The organism is bacterium, assembly GCA_019912885.1.
In the GTDB taxonomy this organism is placed as follows: domain Bacteria; phylum Lernaellota; class Lernaellaia; order JACKCT01; family JACKCT01; genus JAIOHV01.
This window is the reverse complement of the sequence record JAIOHV010000226.1, coordinates 18,844-35,484: the sequence shown is the minus strand read 5'-3', so window position 1 is coordinate 35,484 and position 16,641 is coordinate 18,844. Positions and strand designations below refer to the sequence as shown.

General features: G+C 62.9%; 15 protein-coding genes and 1 tRNA gene. 5 read left to right on the top strand and 11 right to left on the bottom strand.

Annotated features, from left to right (window positions below; genetic code table 11):
- Positions 1–40: 40 nt before the first annotated feature.
- The 4 genes from K8I61_20050 (at position 41) to K8I61_20035 (ending at position 3,608) form a co-directional block, all read left to right on the top strand.
- Positions 41–961, top strand: a complete 921-nt coding sequence (locus tag K8I61_20050) for a hypothetical protein (GenBank protein MBZ0274336.1) — start codon at positions 41–43, stop codon at positions 959–961.
- An 86-nt stretch (positions 962–1,047) separates the two neighbouring features.
- Positions 1,048–1,545, top strand: a complete 498-nt coding sequence (locus K8I61_20045) for a bifunctional nuclease family protein (protein MBZ0274335.1) — start codon at positions 1,048–1,050, stop codon at positions 1,543–1,545.
- A 78-nt stretch (positions 1,546–1,623) separates the two neighbouring features.
- Positions 1,624–2,388, top strand: a complete 765-nt coding sequence (locus tag K8I61_20040; protein MBZ0274334.1) for a hypothetical protein — start codon at positions 1,624–1,626, stop codon at positions 2,386–2,388.
- A complete protein-coding gene (locus K8I61_20035; GenBank protein ID MBZ0274333.1) occupies positions 2,385–3,608 on the top strand; it encodes a PQQ-binding-like beta-propeller repeat protein in 1,224 nt (407 codons plus the stop codon). Before K8I61_20040 ends, K8I61_20035 begins: the two co-directional genes overlap by 4 nt.
- Positions 3,609–3,766: 158 nt before the next feature.
- On the opposite strand, the gene K8I61_20030 is transcribed toward K8I61_20035, so the two are convergent.
- From K8I61_20030 to K8I61_19980, 11 genes are all read right to left on the bottom strand, one after another.
- Positions 3,767–3,840 (bottom strand) — tRNA-Arg (locus K8I61_20030).
- A gap of 89 nt (positions 3,841–3,929) precedes the next feature.
- The gene (locus K8I61_20025; protein ID MBZ0274332.1) at positions 3,930–4,481 is read right to left on the bottom strand and encodes a phosphodiester glycosidase family protein; all 552 of its coding nucleotides are present in this window, start codon (positions 4,479–4,481) and stop codon (positions 3,930–3,932) included.
- A gap of 275 nt (positions 4,482–4,756) precedes the next feature.
- Positions 4,757–6,145, bottom strand: coding sequence for a tRNA (N6-isopentenyl adenosine(37)-C2)-methylthiotransferase MiaB (gene miaB, locus K8I61_20020; protein ID MBZ0274331.1), 1,389 nt, complete (start codon positions 6,143–6,145; stop codon positions 4,757–4,759).
- Between the two features lie 47 nt (positions 6,146–6,192).
- Positions 6,193–7,227, bottom strand: a complete 1,035-nt coding sequence (locus tag K8I61_20015; GenBank protein ID MBZ0274330.1) for a HEAT repeat domain-containing protein — start codon at positions 7,225–7,227, stop codon at positions 6,193–6,195.
- 21 nt (positions 7,228–7,248) lie between these two features.
- The gene (locus K8I61_20010; GenBank protein MBZ0274329.1) at positions 7,249–7,590 is read right to left on the bottom strand and encodes a histidine triad nucleotide-binding protein; all 342 of its coding nucleotides are present in this window, start codon (positions 7,588–7,590) and stop codon (positions 7,249–7,251) included.
- Positions 7,591–7,603: 13 nt separating this feature from the next.
- Positions 7,604–7,906, bottom strand: coding sequence for a hypothetical protein (locus K8I61_20005; GenBank protein ID MBZ0274328.1), 303 nt, complete (start codon positions 7,904–7,906; stop codon positions 7,604–7,606).
- A gap of 429 nt (positions 7,907–8,335) precedes the next feature.
- Positions 8,336–10,540, bottom strand: a complete 2,205-nt coding sequence (locus K8I61_20000) for a thiolase domain-containing protein (GenBank protein ID MBZ0274327.1) — start codon at positions 10,538–10,540, stop codon at positions 8,336–8,338.
- A complete protein-coding gene (locus K8I61_19995) occupies positions 10,537–11,640 on the bottom strand; it encodes an acetyl-CoA acetyltransferase (protein ID MBZ0274326.1) in 1,104 nt (367 codons plus the stop codon). The genes K8I61_20000 and K8I61_19995 overlap by 4 nt, the downstream gene beginning before the upstream one ends.
- A gap of 142 nt (positions 11,641–11,782) precedes the next feature.
- Entirely contained in the window at positions 11,783–12,196 is a 414-nt protein-coding gene (locus K8I61_19990; protein ID MBZ0274325.1) for a cobalamin B12-binding domain-containing protein, read from the bottom strand.
- A 20-nt stretch (positions 12,197–12,216) separates the two neighbouring features.
- On the bottom strand, positions 12,217–13,860 hold the full coding sequence (locus tag K8I61_19985; protein ID MBZ0274324.1) for a methylmalonyl-CoA mutase family protein: 1,644 nt from the start codon (positions 13,858–13,860) through the stop codon (positions 12,217–12,219).
- On the bottom strand, positions 13,857–15,251 hold the full coding sequence (locus tag K8I61_19980) for an outer membrane protein transport protein (GenBank protein ID MBZ0274323.1): 1,395 nt from the start codon (positions 15,249–15,251) through the stop codon (positions 13,857–13,859). Before K8I61_19980 ends, K8I61_19985 begins: the two co-directional genes overlap by 4 nt.
- Positions 15,252–15,402: 151 nt before the next feature.
- Here K8I61_19980 and K8I61_19975 point away from each other — a divergent pair, with 151 nt between their 5' ends.
- Positions 15,403–16,626, top strand: coding sequence for a hypothetical protein (locus tag K8I61_19975; GenBank protein ID MBZ0274322.1), 1,224 nt, complete (start codon positions 15,403–15,405; stop codon positions 16,624–16,626).
- Positions 16,627–16,641: the final 15 nt, after the last annotated feature.

Below are 16,641 nucleotides of genomic sequence, written 5' to 3'. Positions count from 1 at the left end.
CATTGCGTCGCGCGCGACTTTGACTATCTTTGACGGTTCGATGAAACGATATCGCCGACCCCTCATCATCCTCACCGGCGTCGTTCTGCTGTTGGCGCTTCTCGCGTGGGGGAGCCGCGAGCGGCCGATCACCGAGGAAAACGTGCGACGCATGGCGAGCGAGTGGCACTATCTCTCGCGGTTCGCCGAGTGGGAGAGCCCGGACTTTCGCTCGATGAACGACAACTACCGCGCGGGGCCGCGCCGCCTCGTGCGCCGGATCGATGACTCCCTGGCGATCGAACTCGACGAGAAAATCGAAGCGTCGTTCGACCAGGGCCGGCGAGGGCGGATTCCGCGCGTCAACGCGCAGATCATCGACCTGACGATCCTCCGCGTATTTTTCGAGTTCTTCCAGCAATTGCTCGCGTCGACCGGCGACGACGCGCGGGCGCTCTCGCGCGTCGTCGCCGAAGTGCTCGAACCGCGACTGACTCCTGGCGCGGGAGATTTCGGTGCGGACCAGGCCACGACGATGCGGGAGTTCGCGGCCGGCGACGCAGGCGTATCCCCCGACGGCGCTCTTGCCGCCGCGCGCACGCTCGTGGTCATCAACCTCCTTGCGGATCTCGACTCCGCCGCGAATCACGCCACGACGGATACGAATCGCGCGCTATGGCATCTGGCGCGCGCGCTGCAATTCTTGCACATGATTTATCCGCATCTGACGCAGGTCGATCGTGAGGCCGCGACTTTCCTTCAGGGCGAATTCACGCGGCATCCGGCGAAGATCGAATACGCGGGATGCAGGGAGCGGCTGCGCGGCGCGCTCGAAAACGAGTTGCCCGATGTTCCGTGGGGGAAAACGCGGCCGGGCCGGGACGCGGACAACGGCGGCGATTCGGATGCCGATAACGGCGCCCAAACCGGCGAGGACGCGGAAAATCCGGAAAACGCGTCGGAAAATCGCACGAATCCGTGAGAAACCGCGTAAAAAACCCTTTTCGGATGACAAAACGGGGCGAAGCCGGTATCGTGGTTTTCGGTAAATCTGACGGAGAAACGCCGGTGCTCATCGAAATGGAAATCACCGCGCTCGCGATTGACCCCGCGACCAACATGCCGATCGTCATATTGAAGAACGACGACGGCTCGGAGCTGCTGCCGATCTGGATCGGTCTGCTCGAGGCGTCCGCGATCGCCACGAAACTCGAAAATATTGAGCCGCCGCGCCCCATGACGCACGACCTCATGCGCAATGTGCTCGACGCGCTTTCGGCGCAGGTTAAGCGCATCACGATCACCGACCTCGAGGACAATACCTATTTCGCGCGCGTTCACGTGATGCGCGGCGACGAGGAATTGGTATTCGACGCGCGCCCGAGCGATTCGATGGCGCTGGCCCTGCGTTTCGGCGCCAAGATCTTCGTCGAAGACACGGTGCTCGAAAAGACGCGCGAATCGGTCGAGCGCAAAATGCCGACCAATCTCTCGGGGGACAAGGAAAAGTGGATCGAGATCCTGGAAAACATGGATCCCGAGGACTTCGGCAAATACAAGATGTAAGGCGCGCGATCCGCGCCGATACGGTTTGACACCTACCGGGGCCGTCGATAACATGCGCCGCCTTCAGGGGGGGCGACGGTGGCCAAAAAGGTCAGACTCACGCGAAAAGACATCAAGAAAGAGGATGAATTCCTTCATCTGGTGAAGGAGTCCGCGGCCGCGCTCTTTCGCTACTGGAAATACGCGGCGGCGCTCCTTGGCGGCCTCGCGTTGGTGCTCATCATTTACGTTATCGCGACGGCGATACTTGCCGGCCGCCGCCACGGCGCGTCGGCGGCGCTCGCCGAGGCCGAGGGCGCTTTCAACGCGCCGGTCGTGACCGCCGCTGAACTCGCGGAAAATCCCGTCATCGAGCAGCTCTACAAGGATGTCTACACGTCGGACGAAGACCGCCTGCGCGAGGCGGGTGAGCGATTCGCGAAGGTCGCAAGCGAATACGATCGAACGCCGCAAGGACGGCTTGCCCAATATTACAGGGCAGTCACGGCGCATCAGACGGCCAACTGCGCCGAGGCCGAGGCCGCGTATCGCGCGTTTCTCGAAAACGCGCGCGCCGACGATCCGCTCTGGTCGCTCGCGTGGAACGGCATCGCGTATTGCGCCGAATCGGTGGGCGAACTCGACAAGGCCGTCGAGGCGTTCGGCAAGGCGGCGGATAACGATACAAATCCCGCCGCGCAGCGCGTCGCGTTTCTCGGCGCCGCGCGCATCGCCGAGGCGCGAAGCGAATTCACCGCCGCGATCGACAATCTCGCGTCGTATCTGCGCGTCGCGGGCGAGGCGCCCGATCGGTCCGCGCTCGAACGCCGAATCGAATCCCTGAAACGCAAGGTCGCCTCGTGACCGCACGGGCGACGCGCGCCGCGATCCGTCTCGGACGCGCGGCGTTATTCGCGCTTGTCGCCGCGGGATGTGCCGTCGCTCCGCCGGCGACGCGGCTTCCGGAAAACGCGCTTGGCGAAGATCCCGCGATCGGCGCGCCGCTGCGCGTGCTTTGGATCAAGGATCTGTATCGCCCGACATACGCGGCCGAATTTCAGCCGACGCAGTTTGCCGAGCCCGCGGTGGACGCGACGCGCGTTTACGTGGGAACGTCGCGCGGGAAGATGTACGCGCTCGACGCGCGCAACGGGCGCGTGCACTGGCGATTCGACGCCTACGGGCCGATCGAGTCGCGGCCACGCATCCACGGCGACTCGCTGATTTTCGGCGATTCGGATGGTGTGCTGTACGCCGTCGACACCAAGACCGGACTTGTGCGCTGGACGTTCCAGGCCGCGGGCGAGGTGATGGGCGTTCCCGAAATCGGGGAGGGCAGGGTCTATTTCGCGACCGCCGCGAACCGCGTTTACGCGCTGTCTCTCGACGACGGCGCGTGGTCGTGGACCCATCAGCGCGAGCTGCCGGCGACATTCTCCGTGCGAGGCGTCGCGTCGCCGGTGCTCGCCGGCGGAACGCTCTTCACGGCGTATTCCGACGGATACATCGTCGCACTCAATCCGAAAAACGGAAAAGAAATCTGGAAGCAGCTTCTGAATATTGAGGAGCGCCTCGCGGACGTCGATACGACGCCGGTCATCGATGGCGAGTCCATGTACGTCGGCGCGTACGACGGCGCGCTTTATTGCCTGGATCTCGAATACGGAAACGTTCGCTGGAAGCGCGAGGGAGCCGGTGGTGTTTCGGCGCCGGCGCTCGCGGGCGGTGCGCTTTTCACGGCGACGGCAAACGGCGAGCTTGTAGCGGTGGACGCCGCGGCCGGCGATGTCCTGTGGCGCGTCAACCTCAAAGACCAGGACGCGCGTCGTTCGATCGCCAAAGGACCACGGTTGCGTTTGAAGGTCGGCAGCAAACCGGTGATCCTTGGACGGCACGTCTACACGGCGACGAGTCAGGGGCGCCTATTTGCCGTTGACGCTTACACCGGGCAGGTCCGATGGCGAACGCACCCTGGTTCTGGCGTCACCAGCGCGCCGGGCGTCCACGGCGGGCGCCTTTATTTCCTCGCGAACGGCGGCAGCGTCTGGGCGATGGAACCGGTGCGCGACCTCGCGCGGCGGTAGCGCGGCTCAGGATCGATACGCAGATTACGCCGATTTTGCGGATGTCAGTACGGCAAGCGACAGCGCGCGGTTCGCCGCAACGTTCGCCCGTCAGCCGCGTTGCGATGACTTTTCAGCCTTCCGGTCTTTCAGTCTTCCAGCCTATTCGGCGATTCCGTTGCCCCCGGCAGGATTCGAACCTGCGACCCCCGGATTAGGAATCCGATGCTCTATCCGACTGAGCTACGAGGGCTCAAGGAGGGCGTTCGTGTATCACGAGCGTCCTTGAAGGCCAAGGTCGTTCGCGTTTCCATTTTTTTTACATAATATAGATTATGACACTTATCGGAATACAAGCCGTGCGGCCCTTCCGATCGACCCCGGCCGTAAAATGAGCAATCCTGGTTTTTCATTTCGGATCGATCGGGAACACCTCAATGAACGATCCGACGCGGACTGAGACGAGCCGCCATCCAGATTGAACGCAAACTGGGCGTCCACGCCGTCGCTCAGCGCGATATCCGACAGTTCGCCGTAGCTCGCCCGTGCCCCGTCGATGACGAGAAAAAATATTCCGTGGCGCTTGTCACGGCCGATGACGGTACGCCGATGTTCGCTCGTGGACCGGTGTTTCGCCATACGGCCGTCCCGGACGATGACCGGGCCACAAATCATCGCTTCCTCGAACGGGCCATTCGCCGCGCCGTGTTCGCGCGAAAGATCCGCCAGTCGCGCGCGACCGTCGCGAACGAAAAACAAGCCCCGAAACGGCGCCTTGGGATTTCGGTCACGAATCTTTTTGCCGCCGGCGACGAGCAGATCGGTCGGTTTGTACGATGCGTCCCAATACCCGCCGTTCACGGTTACCGTGGCGCCGCTCGCGGTGTTTTGCACCTTTACGGTTTTCGGCGGATTCGCGTAAACGACCCGGAAAACGAATCGTGTGGGATCGAGCCGCACGTGCACGACGCGGCCGGTTTTGAACGGAATTTCGCGAACGTTTAGCGGTTCTTCGGCATTGGCGGATGCCGCTCCCGTGCATAGCGATAATGTGACGTATAAACAGCAACTTAGACGTATATAGTTAAAGTAAAATATTCGCATAAACGCGTAAGGAACGCCAAATTTGCGGTAACTTCTCAAAATATCGCTGTAACTATATGTAAACGCTACGAATTGTCGATAACACCCGCCAGCGAATTCGCCATCGCGCGCTCGATCGACACCTTCAGGAAATCGCCGATCTTCGCCCCGGGTGCATCGACGTGCACGGCGCGATTGCAGCTCGTACGGCCGAGCACGCGCCCGGGCCGATCGGTGTCGTGCCCCTCCACCAGGATCTCGACGGTGCGGCCGACGAACGCCGACATTTTTCGTGCGATACCCGGCGCCGCCATCGCGTGCACGGCATCCAGGCGCCGTGCTTTTTCGGCCTCGTCAACCGTGTCATCGATCGCCGCGGCGGGTGTGTTCGGACGGGGCGAATATTTGAACGCGAAAAGATGATCGAATTCGACGCGGCGGATCAGATCGAGCGTCGCTTCGAAATCGTCCCCGGTTTCTCCCGGATACCCGACGATGAGATCGGTCGTGACCGAAAGGCCCGGGCGCGCGTTTCGCAGCATCGCGACGCGCTCCTCGAACAGTTCGATCGCATGACCGCGACGCATGATTTGCAAAACGCGGTTCGAGCCCGACTGCACCGGCAGGTGGATGTGCGAGGCGAGCTTGCGCATCGACGCGAACCGTTCGACCAGCTCCGGAGTGACGTACACCGGGTGACTCGACGTAAATCGGATGCGCGACAGCCCGTCGATCGCGTCGATCGCATCGAGCAACTCGTGGAAGATCGGCCGGCGGGCGATGCCGCGCCCATATCGATTGACGATCTGCCCGAGCAGCGTCACGTCCTTCACGCCCGCGGCGACGAGATCGCGCACCTCGCGCACAACGTCGTCGATCGGCCGCGACATTTCCCGCCCGCGCGTTTCGGGAACGATGCAGAACGTGCAGCGTTTGTCGCACCCGCGCATGATCGGCACGAATCCGCCCGCGCGGGTCCCCTTCCAGGAAACACCGGCGTGCGCGTCGCCCGCCGGCGAGATGTTGTCGAACGCGAACAGGTGCTCGTCGTCCCAATCCGTTGCGGCGACGCGGCGCGCGCCCGCCTCCTCGACAAGGCCCGGCAGGCGGTCGATGGCGTGCGTTCCGAGCACGAGGTCGAGGTCGGGAATGCGTTTGAGCATCCGCTCGCCGTGTTGCTGCGCCACGCACCCCGCCAGCGCGACGAGCGCGCCGCGTCCCTGCCGATGGCGGCGCATCATGCCGATTTCCGTCATCGCCTTGTGTTCGGGCTTTTCGCGCACGCTACAGGTATTGATGACGATGAGGTCGGCGTCGTCCGGCGTGCCGGTGCGGCTCCACCCTTCCCGCTCCATCAGGCGGTACATGCGCTCGGAATCGTAGTCGTTCATCTGGCAGCCGAACGTGCGCACGAAGATGCGCCGGTTCGCGGGCGCGATGTCGGCCGGTTCGGATTTGGTGATGGTCCGCGTCATGGATGATCGGGGGAACGCGGAATTATAACACCGCGCCGGCCGCGCCGTCAGGGCGCCGGATCGGCCGCCTTTTCGATGGCCGCGGCCTTGGCGGCGGTCGACGAGCCCTCGGCCCGCTCAAGGGCGCGCCGCGCGACGATGACAAGCTCGCTCATCTTCGCGTCGTCCCTGTTCTTTTCGATGATGTCGCGCAGGTGGCCGGCGGCGATTTCGCCCCCGACGATCCCCAACCCCACGCACGCCGCGCGGCGGACGTCGTCGGATTCCTGGCTGTTCTTCGCGTGCGCCGCGAGCATCGACTCGACCGTGGCGCGACGCGGCGCGTCCGCCTTGGCGGCGAGTTCGCCCAGCACCGCACAAAGGCGCATACGCGCGTACGGCGGCTGGTTCGGCATTTTCTCGATCAGCGCCGGTATCGCGTCGGGACCGATCTTGATGAGCACCCCGGCCGCCTCGGAGGCGACCTGGCCGTCCAGATCGGCGATGCCCGCATCGACAAGCGGCGCCACGAGCTTTTTGTCGGGCATGGTCGATAGCGCACGGATCGCCTCGACGCGCACACGGCGATGGCGGTCGCGCAAAAGGCGCACCAGCGTAAACTGGCCGGAGGGTTCCTTCAAACGCACGAACGCCCGTATGGCGTTGATGCGCACGTCCGGATCCGTGTCGTTCGCAAGCGCCTCGAGCGCCTTCACGGCGCGCTCCGTGCCGATGCGTCCCAGCCCGTGGCCGGCGTATTTTCGCACCGCGGCGGACTTGTGCGCCGTCGCCTCGATCAGCGCCGGCACCGCCGGCTCGCCGATCGTCACCAACGCGTGCAAAGCGGCGGTCGCCACGTATTGGTCGGACGATTCGAGATTGACGATCAGGGGATCGATCGCCTTTGTCGAGGAAAGGCGTCCCAAGGCCATCGCGGCGCGCATGGCCGGAGCGCCCTCGCCTTCGAGCTGCTTAAGAAGGCAATCCTCGTCGGTTTCCGCACAATCGGTCGGCGGCGATTTTTTCGCGTACGCCGGCGTGGCAGCGAGCGCGAATGACAGCGCCACGGCCAAAACGATCAGAAAACGGGTCGGAGATGTCATGAAAGCGGCCCCGGGGCCGTGTCAGCGGCCGAAACCGGGCAGTTTACCGCCGGCCAGAAGGTGAAAATGGATGTGAAAAATCTGCTGGCCCCCACCCTCGTTGACATTGAAAACCAGGCGGAATCCATCTTCGGCGATTCCGGCGTCGCGTGCGACCTGGCGAGCGACGAGCATGGCGCGGGAAAGCAGCGCTTCGTCGTCGGGTTTGACTTCGAGCAGCGTCGGAATGTGCTTGTGCGGGATGATGAGCAGGTGCGTTTTCGCGGCGGGATTGATGTCCCGAACGCAAAACAACTCGCCGTCGTCGTAGATTTTCGGTGAATCGATCTCGCCCGAGGCGATTTTACAAAAAACGCAGTCCATTCGCCCGTTTGAATCAATCGCGCGTCAGTTTGGGGGGCTCGGGGGCGTTCATTTCCCGCATGAGATGGGCCAGGTCGCTCTCGTCGAGCCTTTCGTCCTTTTTGAATTGCTCGACGTACGTCACCTTTTTCTTGCCCTCGATCCGATCGCGGACGAGGGCCTCCTGCATACGGCGCATCCGAACGAACTCGATAAGGCGCCGTCGCCCCTTGATTTGCTGCCAATACTGAATGTAATGCAGCCGACAGTAGCCGTTCGCCATCGCCGGCCTGTCGCAGGCCATGAGTCGACAATTTTCGTGGGCGTCGTTCGCCATTTCATCCTCAGCCCAAATTTTCGGTATCTATTTGGACTACCCGACGCTATCGCGTCAAGGGAAACCACGTTGACGGGTCATATTTTTCCGTGGCGTGGGGCGGAATCCTGATCCGAACATCGTCTTTGCGGAAAATGACCCTCTCAGATCTACGATACAGAGAAATTCCAGAAAATTCAATTCCTTGTGTCGGCTTTTCTAGAAAGCGGTTCAAGCACGGCGACGGCGACGGGATAACCTAAAGTTTTTCATGAACAACAAGAACGTAACTATACAATTATAATGATGAAATTTGCATTTGGCTTTGGCACGAAGCGTTTATGCCGACGCGTGACCGCAAGCCTACGTCGCGGGCGTGGATGCCCTTATTTTTGTTGGCGGAATTTGCGTTCACCAATCCGGCGCGAGCCGGACCGGTTTTCGTCACTCTTATGACTTTTTCGTTTTCTTCTTGCCCGCAAGCTGAAATATGACCGAAGCGGGGCCGGACATCTTTTTTGGCTTGACGAAGGTCACCTCGGAGCCGTTTCCGAACTCCTGTCCCTCCCCGACCGAAAGAAATCCGAAAACGCTACCGTGCGCGCCGGCGAAGCCCACCTGCACGATGACGGCCGGCTCGGCGAGCTGCTTGCCCGCGCGATCCTCCGTCACCACCGCAAACGAAAGGATGCGGCCCGTGCCGGTAACGTCGACCGTTCCGCCGGCAAGCGGTTCCATAGTGTCTTCGTCAAAGGACGCCGGCGGCACGAGCGGCCCTTCGGGTGTCGCCGATCCGACGATTTTTCCCTTGGCAAGCCCGTCGTAGAATTCCGTGCCCGCGACGCCGGCCGTGTATCGGTACGCCAGCGGGATCTTGCCCTTCGTCGCACCGGCTCGCATGACCGTCATTTCCGCCGGTTTCGCCGCGAGAAACCCGGAGGGCGCCTTCTTGCGGCGTCCCTCGGGCGCGAAGTGCGTGATATCGGTGATTTTTCCTTCGCGATCAGCAGCGTCTTTCCACACCGCACGAACGCGCATGCCGATCTTTACGTCCGCGGGGGCGACATCGTCCAGGCGATGAACAAGACCCATGTGCTCGTCGCAACCGTCGATCGCGATGACGGCAAAAATTTTCACTTGCCCGTCAGGCAGCGGCGAGGAGTCCCAATTCACGTACGAGATCGTGTAGGTCATGACCGTGCCGGAATCGGGAATGTCGAAGTAGTCCGCGACCGGATCGAGGTTCGCGATTTCGCTGAACGCACGCGGGGGAATCATCATGCGGTTCGTTCGCCGATCCAGGCTGCCGCGCAGCTTGCCCGCCTTGAGCCCTTCCAGGTAGGTTGTCATCGCCAGGCCATTGTCCCAGGCGTATTCGAGGTACGGATCGTCCTCGATGATCGGCAGTTTTGCGTTCGCCTTGACCGCGGTGCCCGGCAAATCCTTGGCCGTGCGCGCGTTCCACGCCGACTTGAACGTCGGCGGCGCGCCGTCCGCGCCCATGACGACCACCGTGCCGACTTGCATGAGGTCGCCCCACGCCTGCGCCACGCCACGCCTGACGGTCTTTTTCACCTGGCGTTTGCCCGCCTGACCGGTGAGCTGGAAGTAGAGCTCGGCGATCTTCATGAGGCCGGTCGCGGCGATCGGATTGCCGACACCCATCGCGCCGCCGGACGGGCACATGGGGTGCGTTCCGTCGCTTTCAAACGCGCCGGCGTCGAACAATTCGCGCACCGTTCGGCCGGTTTTATCGAGCAGCAGGCCGTTCATGTGGTGCAGCGCCTTGTAATCGAACGGATCGTACGGCTCGAAGATGTCGATGTCGCGCGCCGGGTTCGTGATGCCCGCCATCTGGTAGGCGTCGCGCGCGGCCATCGCCACGTAGTTCGGAAACGCCAGATCGCGGGTCGCCCAATACGCCGTGTCCAGGCGATATCCGACGCCTTCGATGAAGACCGGCGCGGGCTTTTTCGCGCGGGCGATACGCTCGTTGGTGAGCACCACCGCCACCGCGCCGTCGGAGGTCGGGCTGATGTCCAGGCGTTTCACGGGCCAGGAGAGCAATGTCGAGTTCATGACGTCGGCGACGGTGATGTTCTCGGCGACCTGCGCGGCCGGGTGATTGAGCGCGGTGCGCTTGTTCATCACGGAGATGCGCGCGATTTCCTCTTCCGTGTATCCGTAGACGTGCATGAACCTCGCCATCTCGATGGCGAAGATATGGATGAGCGTCAGCTCGAGCGGCTGTTCGGTCACGCGGTCGAAAATCGTCAGGAACGCGCCCGCCGGATGCGGCGTGCACGGCGACATCTTTTCCTCGGCAATGACGAGGCACGTGTCGAACTTGCCGGAGGCGATGTGCATCCAGCCGTGGATGGGGCTGAACACGCCCGTGCCGCCGCCGACGAAATGGCGCATGTACGGCTTGTTCGTGCCGCCCGCACCGGGGATGAGATGATCGCCCTTCATGTGAACGCCGTCGAAGGCGTCCGGGGCGGTACCCATCACAACGCAATCGATCTCGTCGATCGTCATGCCCGCGTCGTCGAGGGCCATCTGCACCGCGTGGGCGGTGAGTTCGTTCGGGGATTCCTTGGCGCGGCGCACGAAGCGCGTCATGCCGGCGCCGACCACAGCGACCTTGCGGCTCATGACGTCCTCCTTTCCGCGTCGACGACAACGACGGCGCACGAATCCGTGGGAATGCCGCGCCAGCCGTGGACCAGCACGCGATTGGCGTCCGTCTGGCAACCGCCGGCCTCGCCGCGAAGTTGCCGTACGGCCTCCACAAGGCGAGCGCCGCTCGTCGTTTCAAACATGTCGCCCACACCGAGCGCGCCTCCGTCGGGATTCACCACGACCGGGTCGTCCGGTCCGATACCGAGCGCCTCCATGTGCATCAACTCGCGGTGCGCGTAGAGGTCGGAGACGAAAAACGCGTCGATTTCCTCGGTCGGTTCGCTGATGCCCGCCTCGCGATAGGCCAGGTCCGCGGCAACGGCGGTTCCCTGCGAGGTGCTGTGGTCACGCCGCTCAAGCGAACCGGAGCCGGAGCCCCAGCCCGTGCCCGCGATGTAGACCGGGGCGCGGCTCGCCGAAGCCATGTCGTCGGTGCCGAGCACGACAACGACGGCGCCGTCGGCGTGCCGGGCGATCATGAGGTCGGTCAGCGGTGCGGCGACCGCGCGCGATTCGAGCACGTCCGTCGCCCGGAATTCGGCGCCGAACGAGGCGTGCGGATTCAGGATCGCATTCGCGCGATTCTTGACCACCACTTCCGCGACGTCGTCCAGATCGTATCCGGAGCGCGCCAGAAACGCGTTCAGCTCGATGCCGCCGAGGTAATGCGGCGAGACGTCAAAGCGGTTGAAGACGGGATCGAACGCGAATCGCAGCACCTCGTCCTTGTGCAGGATGTTCGAGGCCTTGCTGTACGATTCGACGACGACGCACCGGAAGCGCCCCGTCTTGATCTGCATCACCGCCGAGGCGAGGCCGTGCAGAAAATCGCCGGTGATCGTGTAAACCGGCTTTCGGACCATGCCGAGCTGATCGGGCACGTATTCGTCGGCGATGGAGTAACCGGAGATGAGGTCTTCCTCGACCGACACCGCGCCGTCGATGTCGTCGACGCTCACCCCGGCGTCGGTGTAGGCCATCTTGGCCGCGCGGGCGATCAGCTCGCGGTAGGACAAGGCGGTCGTGGTGGGGGCGAATCCGGCCTGGCCGACCCCCAGGATGGCAACATTCATGCGCCGCTCCGTGGTTGGTGCCGGGCCGCGCCCGGCATGGCGTTGCGTTGAGAAGGAAAGTTGGAAAGCAGCCCCGGCCGCGTGCGGCCGTTCAATTCATTTCAAGCAGGCGCGGCGCGAAAACAGCGCCGCGAAAAGACGCTCACTCTTTGACGAGCGGGCGGATTTCGCTTTCGATAAACGTGACCACGTCCTTGATTCGCGTCCCGGGCGTGAACAATCGCCTGACGCCGACCTCCATCAGCTTGGGGATGTCGTCGTCGGGGATGATCCCGCCGCCGAAAAGCGCGATATCCGACAGCCCCGCGTCCTTCAGCTTCGAAAGGATGGCGGGAAACAGGTGGTTGTGCGCGCCGGAGAGGATCGACAGGCCGACCGCGTCCACGTCTTCCTGAATCGCCGCGTTGACGATCATGTCCGGCGTCTGATGAAGGCCGGTGTAAATGACCTCGTATCCCGCGTCGCGCAGCGCGCGGGCGATGACCTTCGCGCCGCGATCATGCCCATCGAGGCCGGGCTTGCCGATCAGGATTCTCAGCTTGCGCTCGACTGTCATGGTCTCCTCGTCCGTCCGCCTCAAAGCCAGGCGGGATCCGAATATTCCCCGAAAACGGGCTTCATCGCGCCGACGATCTCGCCTTCGGTCGCATAAGCGCGAACGCACTCGAGAATGGCCGGCAGCAGATTGTCGCGACCCTTCGCTTTTTCCGTCAACGCCGCGAGCGCACGCCGGCAGGCGTCGGAGTCGCGCTCGGACTTCACGCGATCGAGCCGCGCGATCTGTCGTTTTTCGTCCGCGTCGGTGATTTTCAAAAGCGGAATCTCCTGCGTTTCGTTCTCGTCCGCGAAAGCGTTGACGCCGACGACCGTCTTCACGTTTTCGTCGACCTGGCGCTGGTAGAGATACGACGCGTTCGAAATTTCCTTTTGGGGGTAACCGTTCTCGATGGCGGTGAGCATGCCGCCCATTTCGTCGATTTTCCGGATGTAGTCGAGGGCTTCGGCCTCCATCCGGCTCGTCAGCGATTCAACATAATAAGAACCCGCAAGCGGATCAACCGTGTTCGCCACGCCGGACTCCTCTGCAAGGATCTGCTGCGTACGCATGGCAATGCGCACGGACTCCTCCGTCGGGAGCGCAAGCGTTTCGTCGTACGAATTCGTGTGCAGGCTCTGGCATCCGCCGAGCACGGCGGCAAGCCCCTGCACGGTCGTGCGCACGACGTTGTTGAGCGCCTGCTGTGCGGTGAGCGAACAGCCCGCGGTTTGCGCGTGGAAGCGAAGGCGCCAGCTCGCGGGATTTTTGGCGCCGAATTTTTCGCGCATGACGCGCGCCCAGATACGCCGCGCGGCGCGGTATTTGGCGACCTCCTCGAACAGGTCGTTATGCGCGTTGAAAAAATGCGAGAAACGCGGCGCGAAATCGTCGACGGCCAGCCCGCGCTCGACGGCCGACCGCACGTAGGCGAATCCGTCGGCCAGCGTGAACGCCAACTCCTGCACGGCCGTACTGCCGGCCTCGCGGATGTGGTAGCCGGAGATCGACACGGGGTTCCACTGCGGTACGTGGCGCGTGCAGAATTCCACAATGTCGATGACAAGACGCAGCGACGGCTCCGGCGGGAAAATCCAGGTCTTCTGCGCGATAAACTCCTTGAGCATGTCGTTTTGCACGGTGCCGCGAAGCGCGGACAGCGGCACATCGTTTTTTTCCGCGACGGAAATGTACATCGCCAGCATGATCGCGGCGGGCGGGTTGATCGTCATGGACGTGGAGACCTTGCCGAGGTCGATGCCCGAAAAGAGCGTTTCCATGTCCGCGAGCGTGTCGATGGCGACGCCGCAGCGGCCGACCTCCCCGCGCGAGCGTTCGTCGTCGGAATCGCGGCCGTAGAGCGTCGGGAAATCGAATGCGACGGACAGCCCCGTGCCCCCTTGCGAGAGGATGTAGTGGTAGCGCCTGTTCGTATCCTCGCTCGTGCCGAAGCCCGCGAACATGCGCGTCGTCCACAGGCGACCGCGGTACATGTTCGGGTGGATGCCGCGCGTGTAGGGATACTCGCCGGGAAAACCGAGGTCGGTTTCCGGATCGATATCCGCGAGGTCCTCGCTCGTGTAAAGCGTATCGACCGGCGCGTCAGAGACGGTGGTGAAGCGGACATCGCGCTCGGATGCGCCGCGAAGCGTGTTTTTCTCCCATTCGGATTTTGACGAACTCATTTTTTCTTTCCCTTGAACGCCTGAACCATGCCTTCGGCGTTCAAAATGACGGCGCCGATGATGCGGTCGTAGGCTCCATCGATATAGCCGCGGCCGTCGTCGAGGACATCCGCCTCGGGATTGGCCGGCACGACGTAATCGTCGAGCGCGATGTGATTGTACGCCCAGTCCGTCGTGACGCCAAAGAACGTCGCGGAAAAGCCGACGGCGTATCCGTGGCGATTGGTATCGATCGCGCCCGCGCCGAGCGATTCCTCCGGCGTCGCGCCTTCTTCATAAAAATACCCCGCGCGTACGCGGAAGTTCTTGTGCACTTTCCAGTCCGTGCCGACGCGATAGGTCCAGGCGTCGCGCCACTCAAGCGGCAGGAAAAAATCCTTGATGAGCACCTCGTCCTCAAGGTCGATGTCGTATCCCACGACGAGACTCCACGGGATGAAGGTCGCGCCGAACTCGATATCGAAAAGATCCATCGGCACGAAACGAAGCCCGAACCGGTACTGCTCGGGGTAATCGACGTGCGTTTTCAATTCGTCCTTGTATACGTCTTCGCCAAGAATCGCCCCATAAAGCGGGGGTAGTTCCGCGCGGAGGTAGCCCGTGAACTTCATCCGCGCCAGCCGCGGAATCATCGACGCCGCGATCTGGACCTTGTCATCGGGAAACAGGATGAAACCCGCGAACCAGGCGGGGCGCGTCTTGTTGTGCGCGTAGAACTCCGCGACGGTGTCGTAGCGCGGATCGCGTTCTCCGACAACCGTGAAACCGTAGAAATTGCGGATCGAAACGTTGATGAGCGAGATGCCGCCGCCAAGCGCGAGCCACGGAGCGATCTTGAAGCCCAGCCCGCTGCTGAAATAGACCTGCGAGGAATTCGTTTCGATGACGTTGTAGCGGCCGGCGTGCGTCTCCGGGTAACGCGCCGTGACCCCGTAGGGGCCGTACATGCCGTAGGCGAATGTGACGTCCTTGTCCTCACCGAAGTCGGTCGTGACGAAAAGGCCGGGGATCGTGTCAAGCGGATTTCGGTTGTACTGGCCCGGCAGATACGGCTCGCGCCTGTAATATGTGCGGTAGATGTCGAAGTCCGCCTGCGCCATCAGGTTCGATCCGCGCACGCGGTAGAGCGCCGCGGGATTCAAATAAAGGGCGTTTGGGGTGTCCTCGCCGGCGATGTTCGCGCCGCCCTTGCCCGAGGTACGCGCGCCGATTTCACCTGTAAAAAATCCGGCGGCGTGCGCGTTTGGCGCCACCCCTGAAAAAAGGACGGCGATCACGAGAATCGGCACGGCAAGCACGCGGAATTTCCGGGAATTCGAACGTCGCTCGCACGATTTGATGCGCGCCACGCCGGCGTCTGGCCGGCGCACCGGCGCGCTGTGGTGCCTCATTCGCAAGTCCTTGAAAGAAACCGAAAATTTCTATCACGCCGCGAGAATTCCCGTCAAACCGGTACCGGACTCGCCGAATGGCTTTGGCGCACGCGAAAGCTGTGCTAATCATCCGCCACGCCCGGCCCCGGCACCGGCTTTGGAGAAAACAATGAGCTTTCTGGACGACCAAAAACGCGCTCGGCGCGGCGCAAAGGCGCTGGCCCGCCTGCTTACGGATACAAAAAACTTCGAGTCCAACCTCGATGCCTACACGGCCGCGGACGGCATCATCGATCAGGACTTTTTGCAGCATCTGGACGCCGCGCGGCCGTTGCTGAAAAAGATCGGCGAGCCGGATTTTCCAGCGCGCATCCAGGCGTTGACGCCCCCTTTTCAGGAGGCGTTTCTGGAGTATCTGATTGAAAACGAGCGCGTCGACGTGCTGGCGCGCGTTCGCGACGAGTCGAAAGACAAGAACCTGGCCAAGTCGGCGCGCCAGCATCTTCACACGTTGAAAATGCGCGGCGTCAGCGTCCCCGCAACGGCCAAACGCGGCTGGCGGCGTGGCGGGCCGGCCGAATCCGGAGAGCTGCCGTGCGTCGTGACGGCGTTCGATTCGCACGGCGAGCGGCTCATCCTGATCGGCCGCGAGGTAAGCCAGGGTGCGCGTCTGGTCCGCGTCGTGGAGAGCGATCGCGACGGCGTCGCGGGTGTGGCGTCCTCGATCGAAACGCGCGCCAAGGCCAAGGCGCTCGTCGCGGATATGCGGGAAAAGCTGCCTGATCGCGTCCTTGATATCGCGCCCGAGGTGGCGGCGTATCTCATCAACGTGGCTCGCGAACGCACCCAGGCGCGCGGATTGTCGCTGCCGCCGGGATTCGTGACCGCGATGTCGTATCTGCGCGGCGTCGGCGAGCTGCCGGAGCGCCATCCGTTTTTCGAGGACGTGCGCCCGATGGAACTCGAGTTCCCCGAAAAGCGCCTCGCCGATTCGGGCAAGATCTTCGACCATCCGCTCGCGAAAACGTGGATCATCGGCCCGATCGAACTGAAAACGTTCGAACGGGAGCTCCATGGCGTGCTCGGCGGCCCGGGCGATGCGGCGGGCCGCGAAGCGCAGGCGCGGCGGCTCATCGCCGAATCGGTCGATCGCTATTTCAGCCGGGCGGAAGTCCGCGAAGGATTCGCGACGCGACTTCTGAATTTCGCGTGGTTTTGCCGAGAGAGCGGTGACGATGACGTCGCGATGCTGGCTTACGCCGTATCCGCGACGCTGCCGGATCTGGCCGCCCGGCCGAGCAGCATTCCGTTTTGCTTCAATCTGCTGGGGCGCTTTGTCATGGGTCCGGGCGGCGACGAGGTCGAAAAACGCGAGCCGCTGATCCTGCTTTGATTTCGCTCACTCGCG

Excerpts from the sequence above, each read along its gene's own strand:
- K8I61_19975 (MBZ0274322.1), top strand. The coding sequence starts at position 15,403 with ATGAGCTTTCTGGACGACCAAAAACGCGCTCGGCGCGGCGCAAAGGCG.
- miaB (MBZ0274331.1), bottom strand. The coding sequence starts at position 6,145 with ATGACGCGGACCATCACCAAATCCGAACCGGCCGACATCGCGCCCGCG.
- K8I61_20010 (MBZ0274329.1), bottom strand. The coding sequence starts at position 7,590 with ATGGACTGCGTTTTTTGTAAAATCGCCTCGGGCGAGATCGATTCACCG.
- K8I61_20050 (MBZ0274336.1), top strand. The coding sequence starts at position 41 with ATGAAACGATATCGCCGACCCCTCATCATCCTCACCGGCGTCGTTCTG.
- K8I61_20000 (MBZ0274327.1), bottom strand. The coding sequence starts at position 10,540 with ATGAGCCGCAAGGTCGCTGTGGTCGGCGCCGGCATGACGCGCTTCGTG.
- K8I61_19995 (MBZ0274326.1), bottom strand. The coding sequence starts at position 11,640 with ATGAATGTTGCCATCCTGGGGGTCGGCCAGGCCGGATTCGCCCCCACC.
- K8I61_19985 (MBZ0274324.1), bottom strand. The coding sequence starts at position 13,860 with ATGAGTTCGTCAAAATCCGAATGGGAGAAAAACACGCTTCGCGGCGCA.
- K8I61_19980 (MBZ0274323.1), bottom strand. The coding sequence starts at position 15,251 with ATGAGGCACCACAGCGCGCCGGTGCGCCGGCCAGACGCCGGCGTGGCG.
- K8I61_19990 (MBZ0274325.1), bottom strand. The coding sequence starts at position 12,196 with ATGACAGTCGAGCGCAAGCTGAGAATCCTGATCGGCAAGCCCGGCCTC.
- K8I61_20005 (MBZ0274328.1), bottom strand. The coding sequence starts at position 7,906 with ATGGCGAACGACGCCCACGAAAATTGTCGACTCATGGCCTGCGACAGG.
- K8I61_20015 (MBZ0274330.1), bottom strand. The coding sequence starts at position 7,227 with ATGACATCTCCGACCCGTTTTCTGATCGTTTTGGCCGTGGCGCTGTCA.